General features: G+C 68.1%; 21 protein-coding genes and 4 pseudogenes. 17 read left to right on the forward strand and 8 right to left on the reverse strand.

Features of this window, described 5'->3' with window-relative positions; all coding sequences use genetic code 11:
* Positions 1 to 107: pseudogene (locus NKF06_RS11830) on the forward strand (Crp/Fnr family transcriptional regulator); the annotation flags it as partial.
* A gap of 37 nt (positions 108 to 144) precedes the next feature.
* On the opposite strand, the gene NKF06_RS11835 reads toward NKF06_RS11830, so the two are convergent.
* Positions 145 to 744, reverse strand: coding sequence for a DnaJ domain-containing protein (locus tag NKF06_RS11835; RefSeq protein WP_253245496.1), 600 nt, complete (start codon positions 742 to 744; stop codon positions 145 to 147).
* Positions 745 to 821: 77 nt separating this feature from the next.
* On the opposite strand from NKF06_RS11835, the gene NKF06_RS11840 reads away from it, so the two are divergent.
* From NKF06_RS11840 to NKF06_RS11855, 4 genes are all read left to right on the forward strand, one after another.
* Positions 822 to 1070, forward strand: a complete 249-nt coding sequence (locus NKF06_RS11840; protein ID WP_058828034.1) for a hypothetical protein — start codon at positions 822 to 824, stop codon at positions 1068 to 1070.
* Between the two features lie 117 nt (positions 1071 to 1187).
* On the forward strand, positions 1188 to 3464 hold the full coding sequence (ppsA, locus tag NKF06_RS11845; RefSeq protein WP_253245497.1) for a phosphoenolpyruvate synthase: 2277 nt from the start codon (positions 1188 to 1190) through the stop codon (positions 3462 to 3464).
* A 129-nt stretch (positions 3465 to 3593) separates the two neighbouring features.
* Complete coding sequence (gene mfnA / locus NKF06_RS11850) at positions 3594 to 4667, forward strand: tyrosine decarboxylase MfnA (RefSeq protein WP_058828032.1); 1074 nt, start codon at positions 3594 to 3596, stop codon at positions 4665 to 4667.
* Between the two features lie 49 nt (positions 4668 to 4716).
* Positions 4717 to 5283 carry a VTT domain-containing protein gene (locus NKF06_RS11855; protein WP_058828031.1) on the forward strand — a complete coding sequence of 189 codons (567 nt, stop codon included), beginning with the start codon at positions 4717 to 4719 and terminating at the stop codon, positions 5281 to 5283.
* An 18-nt stretch (positions 5284 to 5301) separates the two neighbouring features.
* Here the strand turns inward: NKF06_RS11855 and NKF06_RS11860 are convergent, their stop codons facing one another.
* Entirely contained in the window at positions 5302 to 5655 is a 354-nt protein-coding gene (locus NKF06_RS11860; RefSeq protein ID WP_058828030.1) for a hypothetical protein, read from the reverse strand.
* A gap of 145 nt (positions 5656 to 5800) precedes the next feature.
* Between NKF06_RS11860 and NKF06_RS11865 the strand changes: the two genes are divergently transcribed.
* From NKF06_RS11865 to NKF06_RS11915, 11 genes and pseudogenes are all read left to right on the forward strand, one after another.
* The gene (locus NKF06_RS11865; protein ID WP_253245498.1) at positions 5801 to 6478 is read left to right on the forward strand and encodes a LiaF domain-containing protein; all 678 of its coding nucleotides are present in this window, start codon (positions 5801 to 5803) and stop codon (positions 6476 to 6478) included.
* 242 nt (positions 6479 to 6720) lie between these two features.
* Positions 6721 to 8892 carry a methionine--tRNA ligase gene (gene metG, locus NKF06_RS11870; protein WP_253245499.1) on the forward strand — a complete coding sequence of 724 codons (2172 nt, stop codon included), beginning with the start codon at positions 6721 to 6723 and terminating at the stop codon, positions 8890 to 8892.
* A 129-nt stretch (positions 8893 to 9021) separates the two neighbouring features.
* Positions 9022 to 9327, forward strand: coding sequence for a hypothetical protein (locus NKF06_RS11875; protein ID WP_253245500.1), 306 nt, complete (start codon positions 9022 to 9024; stop codon positions 9325 to 9327).
* Positions 9328 to 9398: 71 nt separating this feature from the next.
* On the forward strand, positions 9399 to 9686 hold the full coding sequence (locus tag NKF06_RS11880) for a hypothetical protein (RefSeq protein ID WP_058828027.1): 288 nt from the start codon (positions 9399 to 9401) through the stop codon (positions 9684 to 9686).
* A gap of 114 nt (positions 9687 to 9800) precedes the next feature.
* On the forward strand, positions 9801 to 11561 hold the full coding sequence (gene pyk / locus NKF06_RS11885) for a pyruvate kinase (protein ID WP_253245501.1): 1761 nt from the start codon (positions 9801 to 9803) through the stop codon (positions 11559 to 11561).
* A 41-nt stretch (positions 11562 to 11602) separates the two neighbouring features.
* Complete coding sequence (locus NKF06_RS11890; RefSeq protein ID WP_058828025.1) at positions 11603 to 11839, forward strand: hypothetical protein; 237 nt, start codon at positions 11603 to 11605, stop codon at positions 11837 to 11839.
* Positions 11840 to 11978: 139 nt separating this feature from the next.
* The gene (locus NKF06_RS11895; RefSeq protein ID WP_253245502.1) at positions 11979 to 13775 is read left to right on the forward strand and encodes a hypothetical protein; all 1797 of its coding nucleotides are present in this window, start codon (positions 11979 to 11981) and stop codon (positions 13773 to 13775) included.
* An 84-nt stretch (positions 13776 to 13859) separates the two neighbouring features.
* Positions 13860 to 14998: pseudogene (locus tag NKF06_RS11900) on the forward strand (restriction endonuclease).
* A gap of 102 nt (positions 14999 to 15100) precedes the next feature.
* On the forward strand, positions 15101 to 15703 hold the full coding sequence (locus NKF06_RS11905) for an NfeD family protein (RefSeq protein WP_058828022.1): 603 nt from the start codon (positions 15101 to 15103) through the stop codon (positions 15701 to 15703).
* Between the two features lie 126 nt (positions 15704 to 15829).
* Entirely contained in the window at positions 15830 to 17104 is a 1275-nt protein-coding gene (locus NKF06_RS11910) for an SPFH domain-containing protein (protein WP_058828021.1), read from the forward strand.
* Between the two features lie 82 nt (positions 17105 to 17186).
* Positions 17187 to 17810 carry a MarR family transcriptional regulator gene (locus NKF06_RS11915; protein WP_253245503.1) on the forward strand — a complete coding sequence of 208 codons (624 nt, stop codon included), beginning with the start codon at positions 17187 to 17189 and terminating at the stop codon, positions 17808 to 17810.
* 244 nt (positions 17811 to 18054) lie between these two features.
* Here NKF06_RS11915 and NKF06_RS11920 read toward each other — a convergent pair whose 3' ends face one another.
* Positions 18055 to 18324 (reverse strand): hypothetical protein, encoded by a 270-nt coding sequence (locus NKF06_RS11920; RefSeq protein WP_004972643.1) that lies wholly within the window; start codon positions 18322 to 18324, stop codon positions 18055 to 18057.
* Positions 18325 to 18739: 415 nt separating this feature from the next.
* Between NKF06_RS11920 and aglD the strand changes: the two genes are divergently transcribed.
* Positions 18740 to 20614: a flippase domain-containing glycosyltransferase AglD gene (gene aglD, locus NKF06_RS11925; RefSeq protein ID WP_253245504.1), complete on the forward strand. Its 1875-nt coding sequence runs from the start codon at positions 18740 to 18742 to the stop codon at positions 20612 to 20614.
* 33 nt (positions 20615 to 20647) lie between these two features.
* Here the strand turns inward: aglD and yjjX are convergent, their stop codons facing one another.
* From yjjX to NKF06_RS11950, 5 genes and pseudogenes are all read right to left on the reverse strand, one after another.
* Positions 20648 to 21169 (reverse strand): inosine/xanthosine triphosphatase, encoded by a 522-nt coding sequence (yjjX, locus tag NKF06_RS11930; RefSeq protein ID WP_253245505.1) that lies wholly within the window; start codon positions 21167 to 21169, stop codon positions 20648 to 20650.
* A 155-nt stretch (positions 21170 to 21324) separates the two neighbouring features.
* A pseudogene (locus tag NKF06_RS11935) lies at positions 21325 to 21597 on the reverse strand (hypothetical protein); the annotation flags it as partial.
* A complete protein-coding gene (locus NKF06_RS11940; protein ID WP_253245506.1) occupies positions 21594 to 22367 on the reverse strand; it encodes a P-loop NTPase in 774 nt (257 codons plus the stop codon). The pseudogene NKF06_RS11935 and the gene NKF06_RS11940, both read right to left, overlap by 4 nt.
* Positions 22368 to 22678: 311 nt before the next feature.
* Positions 22679 to 23692, reverse strand: coding sequence for a histidinol-phosphate transaminase (locus NKF06_RS11945; RefSeq protein WP_253245507.1), 1014 nt, complete (start codon positions 23690 to 23692; stop codon positions 22679 to 22681).
* A 99-nt stretch (positions 23693 to 23791) separates the two neighbouring features.
* Positions 23792 to 24011 (reverse strand): annotated as a pseudogene (locus NKF06_RS11950) (adenosylcobinamide amidohydrolase); the annotation flags it as partial.

Raw genomic sequence — 24011 nt, forward strand, 5'->3', positions numbered from 1 at the left:
CGGCCCGCGGACTCGACGCCGCGGTCGTCGCCAGCACCGACACCGCCGGGCGCGTGACCGACGCGCTCCGCGACGCGGGCGTGCTGTTCGAAGTGACGGAGCCGTAGCTCCGCGCTGGTTTCGGTTTTTCAACTCAGGTCGCCGTTAGCTCTCGGCGTGTTCTCGGGCCATCGTGTACGCCTCCCGTAGCTCGCGGAACCGCTCTCGGTCGCCGCCGTGGTCGGGATGCACGTCTTTCACCCGCGCTCGATAGGCGTCTCTGACGGCGTCCGAGGAGGCGTTCGCGGGGAGGTCGAGCCGGTCGAACGCGGCCGACACGGGGTCGTCGAGGTCGGCCAGCTTGGGCTCGATGTCCGGCACGTCGAAGGGGAGCCGTCGTCCGAGTTGGCCGCCGGGCATCTCGTGTTCGCAGAGGACGGCGTAGACGCCGGCGCGTTCGAGGCGGAAGAACGCCTGCGCGTCGAAGGTGATGGCGACGCCGCGTTCGGGGAGGAAGAACGCCACCGTCTCGCCGCGGACCGGGCGGTCCTCGACGAACCGCTCGTCGATGGCGGTGAGGTAGTCGCGGATTTCGTGGCGGCGGCGGCCCGTTCCGTCGACGTGGGGGCCGCGGGAGACCCGCCGCTCCGGGAAGACACGACCACCGACGACGAAGACGCCGGCGACGACGACGGAGGCGACCGCGCCCGCAGCGAGGCCGACGATGAGCCACGGCGGGAGCAGAAAGACCCACTCCGGAAGCACGCTAGAAATCACGGGACGAGCGATTATGAACCCCTCGCTGCCCGTACCGATTTGCCGCCGGCGGCCCAAGCGTCGGTATGCGACCGATTCGCTTCGAGGAGGCCGACAGCGCGGAGCGCACGCAAATCGGCGAGGGACTGACGCGACCGGCCGTCGCCGCCGGGCGACTGGAGACGGGCCGCGCGGAAGGGAAGTACTTCCTCCGGCACGACGACGGCTGTGCGGTCTGCGGGAAGCCGGTCGAAGCCGGGTCGCCGTTCTATCTCGACCCCGACACCGGCGAAATCCTCTGCGAGGAACACGGACGGGCGCGGCGAGAGTCCTGAGAACGGCTGTTTCCGGGTCGGCGCTGCAATTTCATACTCGCCTTCGAGTGAGTTTTCATTCATACTTGTTTCGTTCGCAAACTTCTTTATCGGGGTGCGGGACCATACGAACATCACATGGCTGTAGTCTGGCTGGACGACGTACGGGCTGACGACCTCGACCTGGTCGGCGGGAAAGGCGCGTCGCTGGGCGAACTAACCGGTGCGGGGCTTCCCGTCCCGCCGGGATTCGTCGTGACGGCGAGCACGTACCGCGCGTTCATCGAGGACGCGGGCATCGACGACGAGCTGTTCGCCGCGGTCGAGGTCGACCACGAGGACTCCGAGGCGCTGCAGGCGGCCCACGAGACGGCGCACGACCTCATCATGGAGACGCCGATGCCGGACGACGTTCGAGAGGAAATCCTCGACGCCTACCGGAGCGTCGGCGAGGGCGACGCCTTCGTCGCCGTCCGGTCGTCCGCGACGGCCGAGGACCTGCCGGACGCCTCCTTCGCGGGCCAACAGGAGACGTTCCTGAACGTCACCGAGGAGGACCTCCTCGACCGCGTCAAGGAGTGCTGGGCCTCGCTGTTCTCCGAGCGCGCCATCTACTACCGCAACCGCAAGGGCTTCCCCCACGACAAGGTCGACATCGCGGTGGTCGTCCAGCAGATGGTCGACGCCGAGAAGTCCGGCGTGATGTTCACCCGTCACCCCTCGACCGGCAAAAAGGAGATTATCATCGAGGCCGCGTGGGGCCTCGGCGAGGCCGTCGTCTCCGGCACCGTCTCGCCCGACAACTACGTCATCAGCCGCGAGACCGGCGAGGTCGAGACGGCGACCATCGCGGACAAGAAGACGATGTGCGTCCGCGACGAGGAAACCGGCGAGACCGTCATGCGCGACGTGCCGAACGACCACCGCCACGAGCGCGTCCTCACCGACGACGAGGTGTCCCGCCTGCTCGAACTCGGCGAACTGGTCGAAGACCACTACGAGACGCCGCAGGACGTGGAGTGGGCCGTCTACGACGGCGAGGTGTACATGCTCCAGTCGCGCCCGATTACGACCATCGCGGAGGGCGACGACGGCGAGGAAGACGAGAGCGACAGCGGACGTTCGCGGGCGGCCGCAACGGGCGACGACGTGCTCATCCGCGGCCTCGGTGCGAGCCCCGGCATCGCCTCCGGCCGCGCCCGCATCGTCACCAAGCTCGACCACCTCGACCAAGTGGCCGAGGGCGACATCATCGTCACCGAGATGACCATGCCGGACATGGTGCCCGCGATGAAGCGCGCCGCCGGCATCGTCACCGACGAGGGCGGTATGACCTCCCACGCGGCCATCGTCTCCCGCGAACTCGGCGTGCCCGCGGTCGTCGGCACCGGTGACGGGACAAAAACCCTCGAAGACGGCGAGGTCGTCACCATCGACGGCGACAAGGGAACCGTCCGCGAGGGCGAAGAGCCCGAGGAGAAACAGCGCCAGCCCGTCGAGGAGGCCCGCCCCAAGACGCCCGTCAAGCCGATGACCGCGACCGAGGTCAAGGTCAACGTCTCCATCCCTGAGGCGGCCGAGCGCGCGGCCGCAACGGGCGCTGACGGCGTCGGCCTGCTCCGCATCGAGCACATGGTTCTGACGCTCGGCAAGACCCCCGAGCGGTTCATCGAGCAGAACGGCGAGCGCGCCTACGTGGACGAAATCGTTTCGGGCGTCCGCGAGGCCGCAGAGGAGTTCTACCCGCGTCCGGTCCGCGTCCGCACCCTCGACGCGCCGACCGACGAGTTCCGACAGCTCGAAGGCGGCGAGAACGAGCCGCGAGAGCACAACCCGATGCTCGGCTACCGCGGCATCCGTCGCGGCCTCGACAACCCGAGCGTCTTCCGCCTCGAACTGCAGGCGTTCCGCCGCCTGTTCGACATGGGCTACGACAACCTCGAAGTCATGTTCCCGCTCGTCAACGACGCGGAGGACGTGCTGCGAGCGAAAGAGCACATGCGCGAGGCCGGCATCGACCCCGAAAAGCGCGAGTGGGGCGTCATGATAGAGACGCCGGCCGCGGCGCTCTGCATCGAAGAGCTCGCCGACGCCGGCATCGACTTCGCGTCGTTCGGTACGAACGACCTGACGCAGTACACCCTCGCGGTTGACCGCAACAACGAGCACGTCGCCGACATCTACGACGAACTGCACCCAGCGGTGCTCAAACTCATCGGCGACACCATCGAGACGTGCCGCGAGGTCGGCGTGAAGACGAGCATCTGCGGGCAGGCTGGCTCGAAGCCCAAGATGGTCCAGTTCCTCGTCGACAAGGGCGTCAGCTCCATCTCGGCCAACATCGACGCCGTCCGCGACGTGCAACACGAGGTCAAGCGCGTCGAACAGCGGCTCCTCCTCGACTCGGTTCGCTGACCCCGGCGAACGTCGAGGGCCGACTACCCGTGTTCCGTTTTTTCTCGACCCCGTAGCGGTGGCCGTCGGCTGGGCGACGCGGCGCAACGGAGCGGAACCGATATACTGGGTGTGGTTATAGTGGGATGCATGCAGCGCGCGGCACCGCAGGAGTTCGACCGCGTCCTCTCTTCGATGTGCACCCGACCGCACCCGGCCGCCCGGAAGGCCGCAGAGCGGTTCTTTGCCACCAACCCCGGCGATCCGGCGACCTATCAGGCCGTCGCCGCCCTCGAAGAAGACGCACTCTCGTACCTCGGCGATATCACCGGCCTCTCGGCCCCCCACGGCTACGTGACAAGCGGCGGGACCGAGGCCAACATCCAGGCCATCCGCGCCGCGCGAAACCACGCCCGCGACGACGACCCGAACGTCGTCGCCCCCGAGAGCATCCACTTCAGCTTCCAGAAGGCCGCCGACGTGCTCGACGTGGAGCTCCGCATCGTGCCCGTCGACGACGACTACCGCGCGAACGTCGCGGCCGTCCGCGAGGCCGTCGACGACCACACCGTCCTCGTCGCCGGCGTCGCCGGCACGACCGAGTTCGGCCGCGTCGACCCGATTCCCGAGATGACGGCGGTCGCCCACGACGCCGGCGCGCTGATGCACGTCGACGCCGCGTGGGGCGGGTTCATCCTCCCCTTCACCGACCACGAGTGGTCGTTCGCCCACGCGCCAATCGACTCGATGACCATCGACCCCCACAAGTACGGGCAGGCAGTCGTCCCCGCCGGTGGCCTGTTGTTCCGCGACAAGTCGGTCGTGGACTCGCTGGCGGTCGACACGCCGTATCTCGAATCCGCGTCGCAGGCGAGCCTCACCGGAACGCGAAGCGGCGCGGGCGTCGCCTCCGCGGCCGCCGCGATGCGCGAACTCTGGCCCGACGGCTACCGCGACGCCTACGAGCGCCAGCAGGCGAACGCCGAGTGGTTCTACGACGAACTCCGCTCTCGGGGCTACGACGCGGTCGAACCGGACCTCCCGCTCGTCGCCGCAAGCGTCCCCGACGGGCAGTTCGAGTCGCTCCGGGACCTCGGCTGGCGCATCTCGCGGACCGCGAGCGGCGAACTCCGCATCGTCTGCATGCCGCACGTCTCCCGCGAGTCGCTCCGGGCGTTCCTCTCGGACCTCGATGACCTCCGGTCGACCCCGTCGCGCAACTGATCCGGTCCGAACCTGAAAACTTACAACCGACTGGCTTCGACCCTCTCGTGTGTCTCTCACCGCGTTCGCATCGCTCGCAGACCTGACGCTCAGTCTGTACCCCGACTTCTCGTGGCTCTCGTCGCTGGTCGAGACGGCCACCGGCTGGGTCGGGCTAGTCATCATCTTCGCGTACTCGTTTCTCATCGCCTTCGCCCTCCCGGGCGTGAGCGAAATCGTCCTCGCCGCGCCGCTCGACCTCGGGCTTCCCTACAGCGCGAAACTGGCGGTCATCATCCTCGTCAGCGGCGCGGGCAAGGCCGCCGGGAGCGTCTTCGCGTTCCACATCGGCCGCCAGACGAAGGAGTCGGGCTACGTCGAGCGGGCGCTCGAACGGCTTCCCGTCGACGTGATGGGCTGGACCGAGCGCAAGGCCGTCCAAATCGCACAGAACTGGGGCTTCGCCGGGCTCGCGGCCGCGCTCTGCGTGCCGGGCTTCCCCGACACGCTCTCGATTTACGCGTTTGCGGTCCTCGAAGACGACTACCTCAAGTTCGCCGCCGCGACGTTCGTCGGCTCCTGCGGCCGACTCGTCGTGACGGTCATCGGCATCGAGGCCGCGCTGGCGTTCCTCTGAGCGGGGCGCAATCGCGGGTCAGCCGCTCGTTTCTGAGCCCGTCGCCGTCTCCGAAGTCGCTTCGAACGACTCGACGGACGCGTAGTTGACGACGACGAACGCGGCGAACAGAACGACCGCGAGCGCCGCGAACGACAGCGACAACGTCCGACACGTGGCCGCGGACAGCCCGAGGCGTCGGCCGACCGATTCGATTGCGAAGACCCCGGCGAGCGCGAGCGAGACGCCGATAGCGAGAATCCAGCCGCCGCCGAGCGGCGACTGCGGGACGAGAAGGAGGCCGTAGCCGGAGACGAACAGACCGAGGAGAACGGCGAACACGGCGGCGAAGCCGACGCTCCGGGAGGGTTGGGAGGCGGTGGTCGTAGTCACGACGGAGAGAGCGTCGGCCGGCGAGATAGCAATTCCGTGACTCGTGCTGGCGCGTCGCCGTCGGTCGCGCGCGAGAGACCGTCGTGACGCCCGAAGCGTGAGAATCATCGTATCGGGTTATCTCGCCGGCGAGCGTAGATAGGACATGGCATACAGACGCGTCTCCAATCAGGTCGTCGTCGGGGCGGCGGTCGTCCTCGTCGGCCTCGTACTGCTCGCGAATACCACCAGGCTCTACGACACGACGGGTCTGTTCCGGTACCTCCCGTCGCTGTTCGTCCTCGCGGGGCTCTACGCCCTCGTCGTCAGCGGGTTCCGAAACGTCGGCGGGCCGCTCGTCCTCGTCGCCGTCGCCGGGGCGTGGCAAGCCGTGGCGCTGGGGTTCGTGACCGCCGGCGAAATCGTCTCGTTCTGGCCGGTCCTCCTCGTCATCCTCGGCCTCTCTATCGCGGTCGGACGGATTCGCTCGTCGGTCGAACCGATTACCGGGGAACGCGTGGACCTCGTCGCCGTCTTCGGCGGCCGAGACGCGCGCGTGACGACGAGTCGGTTCGCGGGCGGCGCGATTACCGCCATCTTCGGGGCCGTCGAGTTGGACCTCCGCGACGTCGTCGAACTCGACGGGACCGCCCGCATCGACGTCACGGCGCTGTTCGGCGGCGCGGAAATCACCGTCCCGCGGGACTGGAACGTCCGACTGGACGTGTTACCGGTCTTCGGGGCGGCGGAAGACGAACGACCGCGGCGCGAGCTCGAACACGAAACCGTCGACCTCGTCGTGAGCGGCTTTTCGGCCTTCGGCGGCGTCTCCGTCACAGACTGAGCGTCGGAGGCGCGTCTTTTATGTTCGTCCTCGGTCTCCTTCCCGGTGTGACCGCGACGGGTCTCCCCGACAACATGCGTATGCGCGCTCCCTTTTAGCCGCGGGTGGACCCGCCTCCGGCCGTCGCCTCGGTAACGTGAGACGACGGTCGGGTCCGGCGAACCTCGGGGCAGAATCGCACCGCCAGACAGACGCATCCGAAGCGGCGGGCTTTAGGCCCGCTTCCGAGATACACGACACATATGAGTCACGAGGACTTCCCCACGGAGAACCCAGCGGTGGTGACGTGTGGACTGCCGTACGCCAACGGCGACCTCCACATCGGCCACCTCAGAACGTACGTCGGCGGCGACATCTACAGTCGCTCGCTGCGAACACTCGGCCAGCAGACGGCCTTCGTCAGCGGGTCGGACATGCACGGCACGCCCGTCGCCGTCAACGCCGAGAAGGAGGGCGTCACGCCCGAGGAGTTCGCGCTCCGCCACCACGAGAAGTACGAGGCGACGTTCCCCCGCTTCAACATCGAGTTCGACAACTACGGCCACACCCACGACGAGACGAACACCGAACTGACCCAGGAAATCGTCCGCACGCTCGAAGCCGAGGGCTACGTCTACGAGAAGGAGATTCCGGTCGCCTACGACCCCGACGCGGACCAGTGGCTCCCCGACCGCTTCGTCGAGGGCGCGTGTCCGTACTGCGGCGCGCACGCCCGCGGCGACGAGTGCGACGAGGGCTGCGGCCGCCACCTCGAACCCGGCGAAATCGAAGACCCGACCTCGACGCTCACCGGCAACGCCGCGGAGTACCGCGAGCGCGAGCACAAGTTCTTCGCGGTCTCCGACCTCCAAGACTACCTTCAGGAGTTCATCGACCGCCTCGAAGGCACCTCGAACGCCCAGAACCAGCCCCGCGAGTGGATCGAGGGCGAACTGCAGGACTGGTGTATCACCCGCGACATGGACTGGGGCATCGACTACCCGGGCGTCTCCGAATCCGCCGAGGATTCGGAGGCAGACCAGACGGAGTCTGGGCGTGACGAGGGCGACGAGTCGGACGGCAGTTCGTCGCCGTCCGACACCTCCGACCTCGTGCTGTACGTCTGGGTCGACGCGCCAATCGAGTACATCTCCTCGACGAAGCAGTACACAGAGCGCGTCGGCGCCGACACGTTCGACTGGGAGGCCGCGTGGAAGGAGTCGGGCGACATCGTCCACATCATCGGCCGCGACATCATCCAGCACCACACCGTCTTCTGGCCGGCGATGCTCCGCGGCGCGGGCTACGTCGAACCGCGCGCGGTCATGGCCTCCGGCTTCATCACGCTCAACGGCAAGGGCTTTTCCACCTCGCGCAACCGCGCCGTCTGGGCCGACGAGTACCTCGACGAGGGCTTCCATCCCGACCTGCTGCGGTACTACCTCGCCACCAACGGCGGGTTCCAACAGGACGTGGACTTCTCGTGGTCGAAGTTCAAAGACCGCGTGAACAGCGAACTCGTCGGCACGGTCGGCAACTTCCTCTACCGGTCGATGCTCTTCGCGTACCGCAACTTCGAGGGGACGCCGGACGCGGAGGTGTCCGAGGAAGTCGAAGCCCGCATTCAGGAGGCTATCGACGAGTTCGAAGCCGGCATCAACGACTACTCGGTCCGGAAGTCCGGTAACGCCGCCGTCCGCCTCGCGCAGTTCGGCAACGAGTACATCCAGCGCAACGAGCCGTGGAAGCTCACCGACGAGGACCCCGAGGCCGCGGCGCAGGTCATCCGCGACTGCGTCCAGATTGCGAAGGCCATCGCCGTGCTGTTCTTCCCTGTCGCGCCGGGCAAGATGCAGGCGCTCTGGGAACAGCTCGGCGAGGACGGCTCGGTGGCCGACACCCGCGTCGACGCCGCCTTCGAGGCACCGCCGGCGTCCTTCGGCGAGCCCGAAGCGCTGTTCGAGAAAATCGAAGACGAGCGCGTCGAGGAGCTCAACGAGAAGCTCGAAGCGCGCGTGGCCGAGACGGAATCCGAAAGCGACGAGTCCGACGAGGACGCGGAGAAGGATATGGACGCTGACACCGACGCCGACATCGACTTCGAACCCATCGCCGACGACCGCATCAGCTTCGAGGACTTCCAGGAACTCGACATTCGCGTGGGCGAAATCGTCGCCGCCGAGGGCATCGACGGCGCGGACAAACTCGCCAAGCTCACCGTCGACATCGGCGTCGAAGAGCGCCAAATCGTCGCCGGCATCAAACAGCTTCACGACCTCGACTCGCTTTCCGGGTCGAAGGTCATCATCGTCGCCAACCTCGAGAAGGCCGAACTGTTCGGCGTGGAGTCCAACGGGATGCTGTTGGCCGCGGGCGACGAGGCCGACATCCTGACGACCCACGGCGACGCCGTCCCCGGCACGAAAGTCCAGTAAGCGACTGCCTGCGGCCCCATAAGCGACCGCCCGCGACCCGATTTTTTCGACGCGCTGTTCTCCCCTCACGCCGCCCCGTGCCAGACGCGGACCACAGCGCCTAACTGCGCCGACTCCCGAGCGTCGCCCATGCGAATCGGAAGACGGGAGGCGGTCGGTATCGTCGTCTCGCTCGCGGTGTTCGCTGGCGTCGTCGCCGCGGTCACGGGCGGTGGCGCGGGCACCCTGACTGTCGAACGCGTGGACGAACTCCCGCAGGGACAGGGCGCGGTCGCCTTCGGCAACCTCGACCCCGACCAGCGCGAGACGTTCGAGGAGGCAGTGTCGACCGGCGAACCGACGGCGATACCGAACGTGGCCGCGAGAAACGAGTTCGTCGACCCCGGCTACGTCCGGTTCGACGGCGACATCTACCGGACGACCGTCTCCGACTGAACCGGCGTTCGACGCTCGAATCCCGCGCCGCAATCGGAGCCGATTTGAGCGATGACGCTGGAGCGCCGCCCATGCGAGTCAGCGTGCTACTCGCCGCGGCGCTCGTCGTCTCGACGGGCTGTCTCGGTGGCGGAAGCGGGATGGCGAAACTGAGCGTCACCCGAGTCGACGACCTCCCGCAGGGCGAGGGGGCCGTCTCGTACCAGAACCTCGCGCCGGCCCAGCAGTCGGCGTTTCGGGAGGCGCTCGGGGGCGAGCCCGTGACGCTCCGGGAGGGAACGGATAGAAACGAGTTCCGTGACCCCGGCTACGTCCGGTACGACGGAGAAATTTACCGAACGACCATTATAGTTCCGTGAGGGCGACCGACCGGTCAGTTCGACGGACGAACTATAGAGAGTACGTATGCGAACCCCTTACTCGACACCGAGTTCATCATCGGGCTTTTTTATCAGTCACTCGTAGGCGACGCCATGAGAAACGCAAAAATCGTCTGCACCCTCGGTCCCGCGTCTTTCGACCGAGAGACGATTCGCGGGCTCGCCGACGCCGGCATGAGCGTCGCCCGGATGAACGCGAGCCACGGCAACGTCGAACACCGGTCCGACGTCATCGACAGCATCCGCGCCGTCGACGACGCGACTGACGAACCGCTCGCGGCCATGCTCGACCTGCAGGGCCCCGAGGTACGAACCGCCGACATCGACGAGGACATCTACCTCGAAACCGGCAGCGAGGTCCGCTTCTACGAGGGCGACGACGCCACGCCCGAGGCGGTCGGCCTGTCGTACTCCATTACCGCCGCGGAGTCCGGCGACACCATCCTCCTCGACGACGGCCGCATCGAGGCCACCGTCGAGCGCGTCGAGGACGATTCAGTCCACGCGACCATCGTCTCCGGCGGGAAACTCAGTTCGCGCAAGGGCGTGAACGTCCCCGGCGTCGACCTCGACATCGACCTCATCACCGACTCCGACTACGAGAACCTGAAGCTCGCCGCGAAGAAGGAAGTCGACTACGTCGCCGCCTCGTTCATCCGCGACGCGGAGGACGTCTACACCATCAGCGACACCCTCGAAAACCTCGGCGCGGAGATTCCCATCATCGCCAAAATCGAGCGCGCCGGCGCGGTCGAGAATCTCGACGAAATCATCCAGGCGGCCCACGGCGTGATGGTCGCCCGCGGCGACCTCGGCGTCGAGTGCCCCCTCGAAGAGGTTCCCATCATCCAGAAGCGCACCATCCGCAAAGCGCAGGCCGCGGGCGCGCCGGTCATCACCGCGACCGAGATGCTCGACTCGATGGTCCGCTCGCGCCGCCCGACCCGCGCGGAGGCGTCCGACGTGGCCAACGCCGTCCTCGACGGCACCGACGCCGTGATGCTCTCCGGCGAGACCGCCGTCGGCGACCACCCCGTCCGCGTCGTCGAGACGATGTCCCGCATCGTCGAGGAAGTCGAGGAAAGCCCCGAGTACGACGAGAGCCAAGAACAGCGCGTCCCGACCGCCGACGAGGGCTCCCGCACGGAGGCGCTCGCCCGCTCGGCGCGCTACCTCGCCCGCGACGTGAACGCCGCGGCCGTCGTCGCCGTCTCCGAGTCCGGCTACACCGCCCGGAAGACCGCGAAGTTCCGCCCCGGCGTCCCCGTCGTCGCCGTCACGCCGAACGACCGAACGCGCCGCCAGCTCGCCGTCTCGTGGGGTGTTTCGGCGCAGTACGCCGACTACAGCCCGAGCGTTGAGGGCGTCATGGACGACGCCGTCACCGCCGCGCTCGACGCCGGCGTCGCGGAGTCCGGCGACACCATCGTCGTCCTCTCCGGCATGATGACGGAGCTCGAAGGGACGAACACGACGAACATGCTCAAGGTCCACGTCGCCGCCGAGCCCGTCGCCACGGGCCGGAAAATCGTCAGCGGCCGCGTCGCCGGTCCCCTCTACCGCACCGAGGACGGCGACCTCACGGACGTCCCCGAGGGCGCAATCCTCGCGCTGTCGGCCGAGTTCGACGGCGAGTTCAACGGCGACGCCGACAAGCTCGCCGGCATCGTCGACGCCCGCGCGGGCATGACCGGCTACCCGGCGCTCGTCGCGCGCGAACTCGACATCCCGATGGTGTCGGGCGCGCCGCTCCCGAAGACCATCGCGGAGGGCGCGACCGTCACGCTTCACGCCGAGCGCGGCATCGTCTACGAGGGCGACGTCATCAGCCACGACCGCGGCAACCGGAAGTAGTGCGGTAGCCCTTTCCCGCCACGACGCTTACACACGATTCGATGTCCCGCGCACCCTCACCCGAGGCCGAAGACGACCGCGATGGTGACGGCGACGGCGAGTGGCGCTTCGGCGTCGACGACGTCGGCCCCGACGGCATCATCGACGACGAACCCGAGATCGAACAGCTCCCCATCGAGCCCGGGTCACCGCGGGCCGAAAACGTCGCGTTCGTTTTCCTCGGCGTCCTCCTCGCGGTCGGGCTTATCGTCATCACCGTGTTCCCGGGCGCGGTCTGACCGCCCCGCGGCGCGCCAACCGCGACCCGTCGCGAGGACCGGCTTCGACCCATCCGACTTTCCGTTTTGATAATCGGGACTGTTGATTTATGTGACCCCGAGGGGAACCACCGTCAACCCCCCGACCGGGACACACCAAATGAGTTACGCAGTCCGCGCACCCTCCGTGTTGGTCGCCGCGTTGATTCTCCTCGCGGCACTCTGGGTTCCGACGCCCGCAGTCGCCGCCGACGAGCCGACCGCGTCGTTCGGCGAGGACGTTACCACCGTCACCCGCGGTGACGTCGTCGAGATACGTGTCCGGCACTCCCAGCCGGGGACGCTCAACATCGGCGGCGACGGCTACGGCTACCACCTGAGCGTCGCCCTCGTCGGGTCGGGGACGACCACCCTCACCATCGACACCTACAACTCGACCGGCGCGCCCGAGACGTACGTCTCCGGCGGCGGCAACAAGACGCTCCACACCGGCCAACTCAGCGAGCCGATCGAGCCGACGACGTACGTGATGAACGTCACCATCGACGGCGTCGAGCGCGCTATCGGGCAACTCGACATCGCGGAGCGCGGGAACACGTCGGCGACGACCAACGTCGCGCCCGCGAGCCTGAACGACTCGGACACCGCGATGTCGACCGAGCGTATCCGGGGCGAGATTACCGAGCGAACGACCGTGGCCAAAGGCGACCTCGCGGTCGTCAGACTCGACGAGAGCGGGCTGGAGTCGGCGCTGAACCCGGGGGACGTGACCGGGGGCGCGAACGCCAACGGTATCGAAATCACGCTGAACCAACTCGAAGTCCGGCCGAACCGGGAACAGCAGACGTTCCTCGCGACGCCCGAAAACGGAACGACCGTCGTCACCGATTTCGAAACCGACGAGGTGTTCGTCATCTGGGACACCTCGGACCTCCCGCTGGAAGGCGACGCCGAGGACTACGAACTGCAGGTGACGCTCCGCGGCGACCACAGCGACTTCGTCGACGAGGACACGATCACGGCGCGCTCGCGGGTGCGACTCGTCGAACCGACCGTCTCAATCGAGGTGCGAAACGAGACGGTGTACCCGTGGGAGTCCCCGCAGGTGACCGTCACCGGCGAGACGACGCTTGCACCGAACAGCGTCGTCGAACTCAGAGCGCGCGCGCCCGGCCAGCCGTTTTTGAAGCTCGTGCCGATGACGGTCACAGCGAACCGGACCGTGACGCAGAACCTCACGTTCGCGCCCGAAGACCGCGGGCTCACGTTCCCGCTTTGGGTGCGCGACTACCGCGACCAGACCGAACACACGATGCGTATCCTCGACTCCGAGGCGAGCCTCCGATTCGTCGACCAAGAGACCGACGGAACGTTCGTCACCGTCAGCCGGGTGAACCTCTCCGTCGGCGGCTTCGTCGCGGTCGAGACCGCCGACGAGGAGCCGATGGGAACGAGCGCGTATCTCCCGCCGGGGACGCACCGGAACGTCGTCGTGGAGTTCGACCGCCGGCAGTTGGTCGACGCGGAACTGCTCGCAATCGCGTACGCGGACCGCGACCGCGACGGGAACTTCTCCGCCGCCGTCGACGCGCCGTACCGGACCGGCGGCGACGAAACGGAGAGCGGTGCGACCGACGACGACGTGGCCGGGGACAGCGACGAATCCGCCGACGACGACGCGGCCGCTGACGACGACCGGGTCACCGGCACCATCGTCGCCGACGACGCGATGGTCCGACTCGAACCCGGCGCGAAGACGCCGACGCCGACGGCCACGACGACCGCGAGCGAGACGGAATCGACCCCGGCGATGACGACGACGCCCTTCCCGGTCGTCGAGCGGACGCCGCTGGAACCGGCCGCCGCCGGAACGAACACTGGAATTCCGTTCTCGCCGGGACTGACGGTCGTCGCGCTCGTCCTCACCGGACTGGCCGCGCGGCGACTGCGACGCTGACGAACACCGAGGCGACAAGATGACACACGACCGACGCGGACACGACCGACGACCCGCCCCCGACGGCCCGGAGGGACGCGAACAGTGACGAGACTCGTCGAACTCGAACCGGCGAAGTTCGTTCACTTCCTCTCGGACCTCTGGACCCAACGGAACTGGCAGACGAACGCCCAGCCCCGAGGCGAAGGTCGGTACCTCGTACAGGGACAGCGCGGCGACGGCACGAAAGGGCTCATACTCGTGCTCCCGTCCGTCGAGGTGACGGTCGGGAAAGGGCACGTCAAAGGCTTCGTCGCACACGCGAAAAAGCGCGGCATCGACACCGTCGTCGTCGCCACGCAGGGCGAGTTCGACGACGCGGTTCGCGGGTTCGCCACGAACCACGACGTGACGCTGCTCGACCGCGACGAACTCGGCGAGACCGTCGCCGACGAGGGCCTCGAACAGACGGTCAAGCAGTACACCGACGGCGACGTGTTCGAGACGGCAGAGGTCGAGTTCGGCCTGCCGTTTGACCTGCCCGAGCCGGTCGAAGAGGCGTTGGCGTCGCTCCCGATAGCCGCCGTGCGCGAACGGCTCGCCGGACTTACTGGCGGCGACGGCGATGGTGGCGGCGACTCCTCGAGAGGCTCGCTCCGCGACAGACTGCCGTCGTCGGTCGACGACCTGAAATCGGGGTCGCCGCCGAGCGTCCGCGTGGTCGTCGTCGCCGTCCTGTTGCTCGTCCTCGCACTCGGCTCCGTCGCCGTGCTCGGGCCGATGGTAGACGGACTCGGTGGGTCGGGCGGCGGGGGAAGCGGGGTCGCCGTCTCCGCACTCTCGGGCGCGAGCGCCGACTCGGCCGACGTGGTCGCTCGGTGGAACGCGCGGACGACCGAGTCGCTTCAGGTGGGCAATCAGACGTACGCCGCGCCGGAGGGAGAGCGGTTCGTCGTCGTCGCGCTCACGCGACGGCCGCGGACGCCGCGCCGGGCGCGCTCTCCCAGTCGGCGCTCGTGTTCGAATCCGACGGCGTCAGGTACGGCCACCAACCGCTGTCGAACGCGACCGGCTTCGACAACGGCGGGCTGTTCGCCCCCGGCGAGAGCGCGCGCGTCTGGACCGTCTTCGCCGTGCCGAGGAACGCGACCACCGGGACTCTCCTCGTCCAGCCGACCAACGAGGACACCGTGGCGTTCGTCCACGACGACACAGTCTCGACCGACCCGAACCGCGACGACTGAGCGCGGGTGACTCCGCCCCGCCACGGAAATCACGCACCGACCGCGGCCCTCGCGCCGCGTTCGACCCTCAATCCTTAATCGGGCGACGGCCCTAGACCCGGTATGGCACACCCGCCGTTCCCGTTACAGACCGGTCTCATCACCCCCGAGACGCTCCCGCTGTTGCTCGTGCTCGCGGGGCTCGGCCTGTCGCTCGCGGAGGCTATCGCCCCCGGCGCGCACTTCGTCGTCCTCGGCGTCGCCCTCCTCGCGGCGGGACTGGTCGGCCTCTTTATCCCGGCGCTCGCAGGCCCGATCGTGCTCGGCCTGCTCGTCTTCGTCTTCGGCGCGCTCGCGCTCTACGGCTACCGAGAACTCGACATCTACGGCGGGAAGGGGGAAGGAAAGACGAGCGACTCGGACGCGCTGACGGGCAAGATGGGGCGCGTCACGGAGCGCGTCACGCCGACCAGCGGCGAGGTCAAACTCGACGAGGGCGGCTTCAACCCCTACTACGCCGCCCGGTCGGTCCACGGTGAACTGGAAGAGGGAACCGAAGTCATCGTCGTCGACCCCGGCGGCGGCAACGTCGTGACCGTCGAGGGCGTCGGCCCCGGCGAGGACGAGATCGACCGCGAACTCGCCCGAGAACGGGCGCGGCAGCGACGCGAGGAGTCCGCGGAGCGGGAAGAAGAACTCGAACGAGAGGGGAAAGAGGGAGTCTGACCGGCGGCCATCGTGCGCGGTCGACGCCCGGTTCGGGTCGACTACGCCCTCGTCGCCGTCGAAACCGTCCGACGTGACGGCCGCACCACACGAATACTTATCATTCGTCCAACCCAACACGGGCGTATGGACTTACTTGCCCTCCAGGCGGGACTGGGCATCGGAGGCGTCGTCGTCGGCCTCCTCGTGCTCGTCCTCGCCATCGTGACGGTGTACCAGATGGTCGAAATCGTGGACGCCTACGAGAAGAAGGCACTCACGGTGTTCGGGGAGTACCGACGCCTCCTCGAACCGGGTATCAACTTCATCCCGCCGTTCGTCTCTCGGACCTACGCGTTCGACATGCGGACCCAGACGCTCGACGTGCCCCGGCAGGAAGCCATCACCCGCGACAACTCGCCGGTGACCGCCGACGCCGTCGTCTACATCAAGGTGATGGACGCCAAGAAGGCGTTCCTCGAGGTCGACAACTACAAGCGCGCCGTCTCCAACCTCGCCCAGACGACCCTCCGGGCCGTCCTCGGCGACATGGAACTCGACGACACGCTCAACAAGCGTCAGGAGATTAACGCGCGAATCCGCAAGGAACTCGACGAGCCGACCGACGAGTGGGGCGTCCGCGTCGAGTCCGTCGAGGTCCGCGAGGTCAACCCCAGCGCCGACGTGCAGCAGGCGATGGAGCAGCAGACCTCCGCCGAGCGCCGCCGCCGCGCCATGATTCTCGAAGCGCAGGGTGAGCGTCGCTCCGCCGTCGAGACTGCGGAGGGTGAAAAGCAGTCGAACATCATCCGCGCGCAGGGTGAAAAGCAGTCGCAGATTCTCGAAGCGCAGGGTGACGCAATCTCGACCGTCCTCCGTGCGAAGTCCGCCGAGTCGATGGGCGAGCGCGCCATCATCGACAAAGGGATGGAGACGCTCGAACGCATCGGACAGGGCGAATCCACGACGTTCGTCCTCCCGCAGGAACTCACCTCGCTCGTGGGCCGCTACGGCAAACAGCTCACCGGCTCCGACGTACAGGACATGGAAGGCCTCTCCAGCAAGCAGTTCGACGAGGAGACGCGCGAACTCATCGGGCTCGACGACATCGAGGAGATTCTCGGCCAGATAGACCAGGCCGCCGAGATGGACGTCGAACAGCTCGAACAGGAGGCCGAAGCCATCAAAGCGGGCGCAGAGGTCAACGACATCAAGTCGCCCGACGAGGTCATCGCCGAGGCCGACGAGGAAGAAGAACCCATCAAGTCGTCCGACGAGGTCGTCGCCGAAAGCGAGAACGCCGAGGGCGCGGCCGCAGCCGACAGCTCCGCGGACGCGGAAGCCGCGAGCAACGGGCAACCCGACGCCGACGGTGACGGCGACGAGGAAGACGAGATGTCCTTCGAGAAGGACCTCGAATAGTCGCGTCGGCGGACCGTCCCGGATTCCGACGGGTGTAAATGCCGAAGCCCTTTTCTTCGCGCCGTCTCGTATGTGGGAGTAGATGTCGAACCGCCGGGTAGACGAAGACAAGCGCGCGACCCTCCGTCGGTTCGCCGCGCTCGGGGCCGCCACGCCGCTCGTGGGCCTCGGGGGCGGCGACGACGGTGAGGACGACTCGTCCGGGTCGAGCGACGCGCGGGACGCCATCGTCGGCTACGTCGCGTCCACGCCCGGCGCGCACTTCTCGAAGGTCCGCGACGACCTCCAGTTAGGGACCGGCGAGACGCAGTACCACCTCCGGAACCTCGTCGACGACGACACGCTCGAAGTGCGCCGCGACGGCGACTACAAGCGATTTTTCCCCGCGGGTCGGTTCTCCGAGTTCGAGCAGGTCGCGCTCGGCTACCTCCGTCGCGATACGCCGCGCGGGATGCTCGTCCACCTGCTTCGCGACCCCGACGCGACGGGGAGCGAACTCGCCGACCGTCTGGGAGTCTCCCGGGCGACGGTGAGCACCTACGCGAAGAAACTCGACGCCGTGGGCCTCCTCTCGCGCGAGGACGGCTACGCGGTCCGCAACCCCGAGACGCTCATCACGCTCCTGATTCGCTACGCCGACTCCTTCGGCTCCGACGCCGCGGCGTTCGCCGATGACGCGGCTGAACTCATCCGGTTCGACCCCTGACGGGACCGGACGAGTCGAGGTAGCGGTCGAGACGGGCGACTGACGCTGTACCGTGTGACGGTTCGATGTTTATTCCGATTCGTAGCGGCGGCGCTGGGACGCGAGAAAACCCGAAAAAGTGGGGATGGAACGACGTGGGGTGGGAGACGACGGCGTTCCGGGTGGAGTGGCGCGAGGGAGGACGCGCCGGGGTGCACGCCGGAGACGGCGTGCGGCGGGGCCGGAGTGAAGCGTCAGCGGGGGCTCAGACGGTCACCTTCCACGTGGTTCCCGAGGAGTAGCCCCACTTCTCGACGCTCACGTCGAAATCGCCGTCGAGGATGGGGCGCATGTTCGCGCCGACCTCCTTCGCGGAGAGGTCGAGGTCGTCGGCGATGAGGCGGGACTTGAAGTACGTCTTCGCCCCGGCGTTGGAGCGGAGGTAGTCGAGGATGCGGCGCTGTTTCTCCGAGAGGCTGCGGTTGGCGTCGAGGACCTCGCCCTCGACTGCGGTCGCGGAGGCGGTCGTGCTCATACCTACACAGAGAGACGAGACGCCTATCAGGGGTTTGGTACAGGAGCTTAACACGTCGCTGTCTTGCGATTTTAACCAAAAACAGGCCGTCGGGGCGGCCCCACTGAGCCGTCGCAGGTACAGTCGCCTAACACCCACGCGACGCGGACACACCAACGAGGGAACAGGCTGGACGCGTCAGGGCCGTCAGGACGCGTCAGGGCCGTCAAGGCCGTCAGGACACGTCAGGGCCGTCAAGGCCGTCAGGACACGTCAGGGCCGTCAAGGCCGTCAGGACACGTCGGGACGCGCCGGGACGCGCCGGAGCGCAACGGGGCGGCCGCCAAACACCCGAACGTTCCGAACTGTCCGTCTCACGGACCGTAGTTGTTCCAAGACAGAAAATTCATACGCGGATAGCGGCCATACGACGACAATGGGTCGCCCGACAGAACGACGCCCGGCCGCCGCGACCGCGGCCGGCGTCGAAGTGAGCGTCGTCCTCCCCGCCTACAACGAGGCGCTGACCATCGAGAACACGGTCCGCGTCACCGTCGAGACGCTCGAATCGTTCCTCCCCGCCGACGCCTTCGAAGTCATCGTGGCCGAAGACGGCTGCGACGACGAGACGCCGGAGATAGCCGACCGGTTGGCCGCCGAGGACGACCGGATTCGACACTACCACAGCGACGCCCGCCTCGGTCGCGGTGGCGCGCTCGAACGCGCCTTCGAGGCCGCCGACGGCGACACGCTCGTCTACTTCGACACGGACCTCGCGACGGACATGCGCCACCTCGAAGAGCTGGTCGAGCGCGTCCGCTCCGGCGAGTACGACGCCGCGACCGGGTCGCGCTGGATGCCCGACCGGGTCGCCGACCGCCCGCGGAAACGCGGCGTGCCGAGCCGGGCCTACAACGGCCTCGTCCGCCTGTTCCTCCGCTCGGACCTCCGCGACCACCAGTGCGGCTTCAAGGCCTTCAGCCGCGAGGCGTTCGAGGCGCTCCGCGACGACGTGGAGGACAACCACTGGTTTTGGGACACGGAGATGCTCGTCCGCGCCCAGCGCGCCGGCTTCCGCGTCGCCGAGTTCCCCGTCGACTGGGAGCCGAAAGGCGACACGAAAGTCGACCTCGTCCGCGACATCCTCGGGATGGGAAGCCAGATTCTCCGGACGTGGTGGCAACTCACGGTCCGGCCGCGCATCACCCGCCGGGTGACCATCGTCGCCGGCCTGCTTTTGACCGTCTTCGCGCTCGCGTTGATGACGCTCTACATCGATCCCTCGGAGGTCATCACGGTCCTCGGCGAGGCCGACCCCGCGCTCGTCGCGGCCGCCGCGGTAATCTACGTCGTCTCGTGGCCGCTCCGGGGGATTCGCTACCACGACATCCTCTCCGAACTCGGCTACCGCGAGAAGGCGAGCTTCCTCACGGGGGCGATATTCATCAGTCAGACCGGGAACCTCGTGTTCCCCGCTCGTGCGGGCGACGCCGTGCGCGCCTACGTCGTGAAGGCGCGCCGGAACATCCCGTACCCCTCGGGCTTCGCGTCGCTCGCGGTCGAGCGGGTCTTCGACCTGCTCACCATCGCGGGGCTCGCGGGTGTCGTCCTCGTCGGCCTCGCGGCGACCGGCGGCCTCGACGACATCGCCACGGTGCTGGCAACCGGCGTGAGCGGCGGCTCGGTCGACGTGTCCGCCGACGACGTGCGCACCGTCGCCTACGTCGCCACCGGCGTCGGCGTCGTCGCCATCCTCGGCGTCCTCGGCATCGCGCTGTCGGCCCGCGCGGACCGGAACGTCGTCCGGACGTTCGTCGGCCGGTTCTCGTCGGACTCCTACGTCGAACTCGTCGCGGGCGTCATCGAGCAGTTCGTCTCCGACCTGCAGGCGGTCGCCGGCAACCGCGCCGCCTTCGGCCGCGTCGGCCTGACGAGCCTCGCCATCTGGACCGTCGACGTGGTGACGGCCGTCGTCGTCCTGCTCGCGCTCGGCGTCGACATCGACCCCGTCGTGCTCGTCGGCGTCTCGTTTTTCGCCGTGAGCGTCGGGAACCTCGCGAAAGTGCTCCCGCTCTCGCCCGGCGGCGTCGGCCTCTACGAAATCGCCTTCACCGTGTTCATGGCCGCCCTCGCGCCGATCACCCCCGCCGCCGCGCTCGCCGCGGCGGTCCTCGACCACGCCGTCAAAAACGCCGTCACCATCGTCGGCGGCGTCGCGTCGATGCTATCGCTCAACGTCTCGTTGACGACCGCGGTCGAAGAGAGCGCGGACGTGCGCGACCGCGACCACGAACTCGCCGAGTCAGAGTGACGGAGCGGGTCAGTACCCTTCAGAATCCGCGACTCAGTACAACTCACACCGGAAGGGCGCGAACGCGCCCGTCACGGCCGATTCGAGCGCGTCGGTTCGGGTGAGCCGGCCGCCGGTGAACACGCCGGCCGCGCCCTCGTTTTTCGCGATGTCGTCGGTGCCGAGCACGTCGTCCATCACCGGCCCGAGTTCCTCGCCCGCATCGATGCGGTCCGCGATGCGGGCGGGAAGGAGGAGGCTCGGCCCCGCCGCGCGACCGACGCGCTCGCCGTCGGTCACGGCAGCCCACATCACCAGATACGTGTCGCGTTCGTCGGTGCCGTCGCCGGCGGGGAACGACGCGACGCCGCCCTCGATGCCGACGCCGAAGTCGTAGTCGCCCGCGTCGAGCGCCCGCTCCGCGCGGGTGACCGCGCCCGCGATGGTCTCGTCGTTCCCCGTCGGCTGTTCGGAGACGCCGGAGTCGACGGCGACCGCCGCCACGGAGGCGTCGGGACAGGTTCGTTCGACCGCGCGCCGCTTCACCGGGTTGCCGCTTCCGACCGCGATGTCCATGTCGGAAGCGCGTCGCCCGGTTATTTCCCTTCGTCGGATTCGGTCGCAGTCGCGGGTTCCCACGGCTCGGGGAGGCCGGCGTCGGGATGCAGCAGTCGCGCGAGGCGGTCGACGCCCGAGACGACGGCGGGGCTCGGCTGGTTGAGAAGCGAGTCGTCGACGGCGTGGACCGCGGCGCGAGTTGGACCGGTGACCGCGAACCCCTCCAGCCCGTCGCGGCCGCCGACCTCGCGCTCCGTGTCGTAGGCGAGGACGGGAATTCCGTCTTCGAACGTGACGACGCCGCGGGTGGTCTCGCCGAGGAGGAGCGCGTCCTGCGGCTCGAAGACGACGTAGCCGGTCAGCTCCTCGTCGAGTACCGCCCGAAGGACCGCCGCGGCGTCGTCGACGACGCGCGACCGGCGGAGTTCGCCCCGCGGGATTCTCATATCCGCTCGGGGACGACGGCGCTTTTGAACCGCTCCGCCACGTCGCGGCCGTCGCCGTCGCGCACGTCGAGTCGGGCAGCCGCCTCGCGGAAGGCGTCGGCGGCCGGGTCGTCGGGGGCGTGCGCGAGGAGGGGTTTCCCCTCGCGGCGGGCCGCCCGGACCGCGTCGCTCTCGGGAACCGAAGCGAGCGTCTGCCCTCCGAAGTAGCGGCCGGCCTGCTCGGCGATTCGGTCGACGTTCTCGTCGGGTTGCACGCGGTTGAACACCACGCCCGCCGTGTCGGTGCCGTACGAGTGGGCGTACTCCTGGACTTTCAGCCCGTCGGACAGCGACGGCACGGTGGGTTGCAGGACGACGACGATGCGGTCCGCGAGGACGACCGGAAGCACCGCGCTCTTCGAGCCGAGCGCGGCGGGCGAATCGAGGAGGAGCACGTCCGTGTCGGCGGCGAGTTCGGCAACCACGTCGCGGAGGCGACCGGGGTCCGCGGCCTCGAACGCCGCAAGACTCGTCCCACAGGGGACGACCGACATGCCGAACCGCTCGTACACCGCGTCGGACACCGCGGCGTCGTGCTCGTCGACGAGTAAGTCGTGGAGCGTCACGTCGGCGTCATCCAACCCGGCGTGGAACAGCAGGTTCGCCATGCCCGTGTCCGCGTCGATGACGGTCACGTCGTAGTCCTCGGCGAGCGCCATCCCCAGCGCGAGCGTACTCGTCGTCTTCCCCGTGCCGCCCTTCCCGCTGGCGACGGCGAACGCCTCGACCATACCCCCACGTGTCCGGTGATTTCGCATAAGTGTTCGGAACGGGTGTGGACGCGCGCCGACGAATGCCGTGTTAAACAGTAACAAGCATTATTAGTGAGGGCATCATGGTGTGAAACGTCCAGTGATGTTCCGAATTGTAATCCAACCGTTCGCTTTCTCAGTCGATGGCTCGACGTTCGCGGTGTACGCGACCCTCCTCACCATCGCGTTCATCGTCTACCTGAATCGGTGACTCGGCGTCGGTTCGGGACGCGATGGTGAGCGAGTTTCGCGGCCCCGGCGGGGAGAAAGCGAGACGCGACCGCGACGACTCAGGCCGCCTCGGCGAGCGCGTCGAGCAGGCGGTCGTTTTCGTCCGGGCGGCGGACGTTGATTCTGACGTGCGAGTCGAGGCGCTGGTAGTCGCGGGCGTCGCGGACGGCGAAGCCGCGCCGTCGGGTCTCGTGAAGGACGCGGTCGACGTCGTCGGCGCGGAACAAGACGAGCGTGCTGTCGGCCGGGTGCGGGTCGTATCCGAGTTGATCCAAGCCCGCGACCACCCGCGGGCGCTCCCGTTCGACCCGGTTCCGCGTGGCTTCGAGGAAGGCGTCCTGTTTGAGACAAAACGTCGTGACTTCCACCGCTGGGGCCGACAGCACCCACGTACAGCGCGCCCGCGAGAGTCGGTCGCCGAGGTCGCCTGTCGCGGCCGCGAAGCCCGCCCGGAGCGAGGGGACGCCGAAGACGTTCGTCACCGAGTGGAGCGCGATGACGCCGTCGAGACCCGCCGTGCTCGGGAGGCGCGTAAAGCCGAGGTACGACTCGTCGACGATGACGGGCGTGCCGGCCCGGCGGCAGTCGTCGATGAACGCCCGAAGCTCGTCTCGCGGGTAGGCCGTTCCGACCGGGTTCGCTGGGTAGCTGAGAATCACCGCCGCGTGCTCGGCGGGGTCGACGGTTTCGAGCAGGCGGTCGTGGGGAACGTGGACCGGCTCGCCGCCTTGGAGCCGGATCTCGCGGACGTACTCGCCACAGCAGGGGGCCGGGAGCGCCACGCTGTCGCCCGGCGAAACGGTCACCCCGACGGCGAGCCGCATCGCTTCGACGACGCCCGCCGCGGGGACGACATCCTCGGGGTGACAGCCCACGAACTCCGCGGCTGCGACGCGAAATCGAGAGTAGTCGTCCAGCGAGTATCGCCGCGAGGTGGAGAGCGCCGACTCGTAGACGCCGGCGATGCCCGCTGGCCGCTCCGGGTTCGACCCGGTGCTGAAATCGACGAGGGAGTGGTCGGCGGTCCCGCCGTGGGTAACGTGGTCGACGTCGGAAACGGAACCGGGGTCCATATCAACGTGCTAGCCACCGACCATAATCAAGGCTTCTACGGGAACCATTTAGCTACCATCGTTGATTCCACACCCCACGGGCCGCTTTCCCGGGGGTTCTCAAATCGAAGAGACGGTCGCGCAGTCGTCGGCGACGACGCCGTAACTCGCCTTGCCGACGCCCCGGGGAATCGGGTCGTCGTCGTACCGCGAATCGAGGCTCGCGAGCACCGCGTCGCGGACGCAGACCCGGGCCGCGTTGCCGACCTCGGTCGCGCTCCCCGAGAACGTCACCGGGTCGCCGGTGGGTCGCACGCGGCGACCACGGCGTCGGTCGTCG

The sequence above is a fragment of the Haloferax sp. AB510 genome, assembly GCF_024136985.1.
In the GTDB taxonomy this organism is placed as follows: Archaea; Halobacteriota; Halobacteria; order Halobacteriales; family Haloferacaceae; genus Haloferax.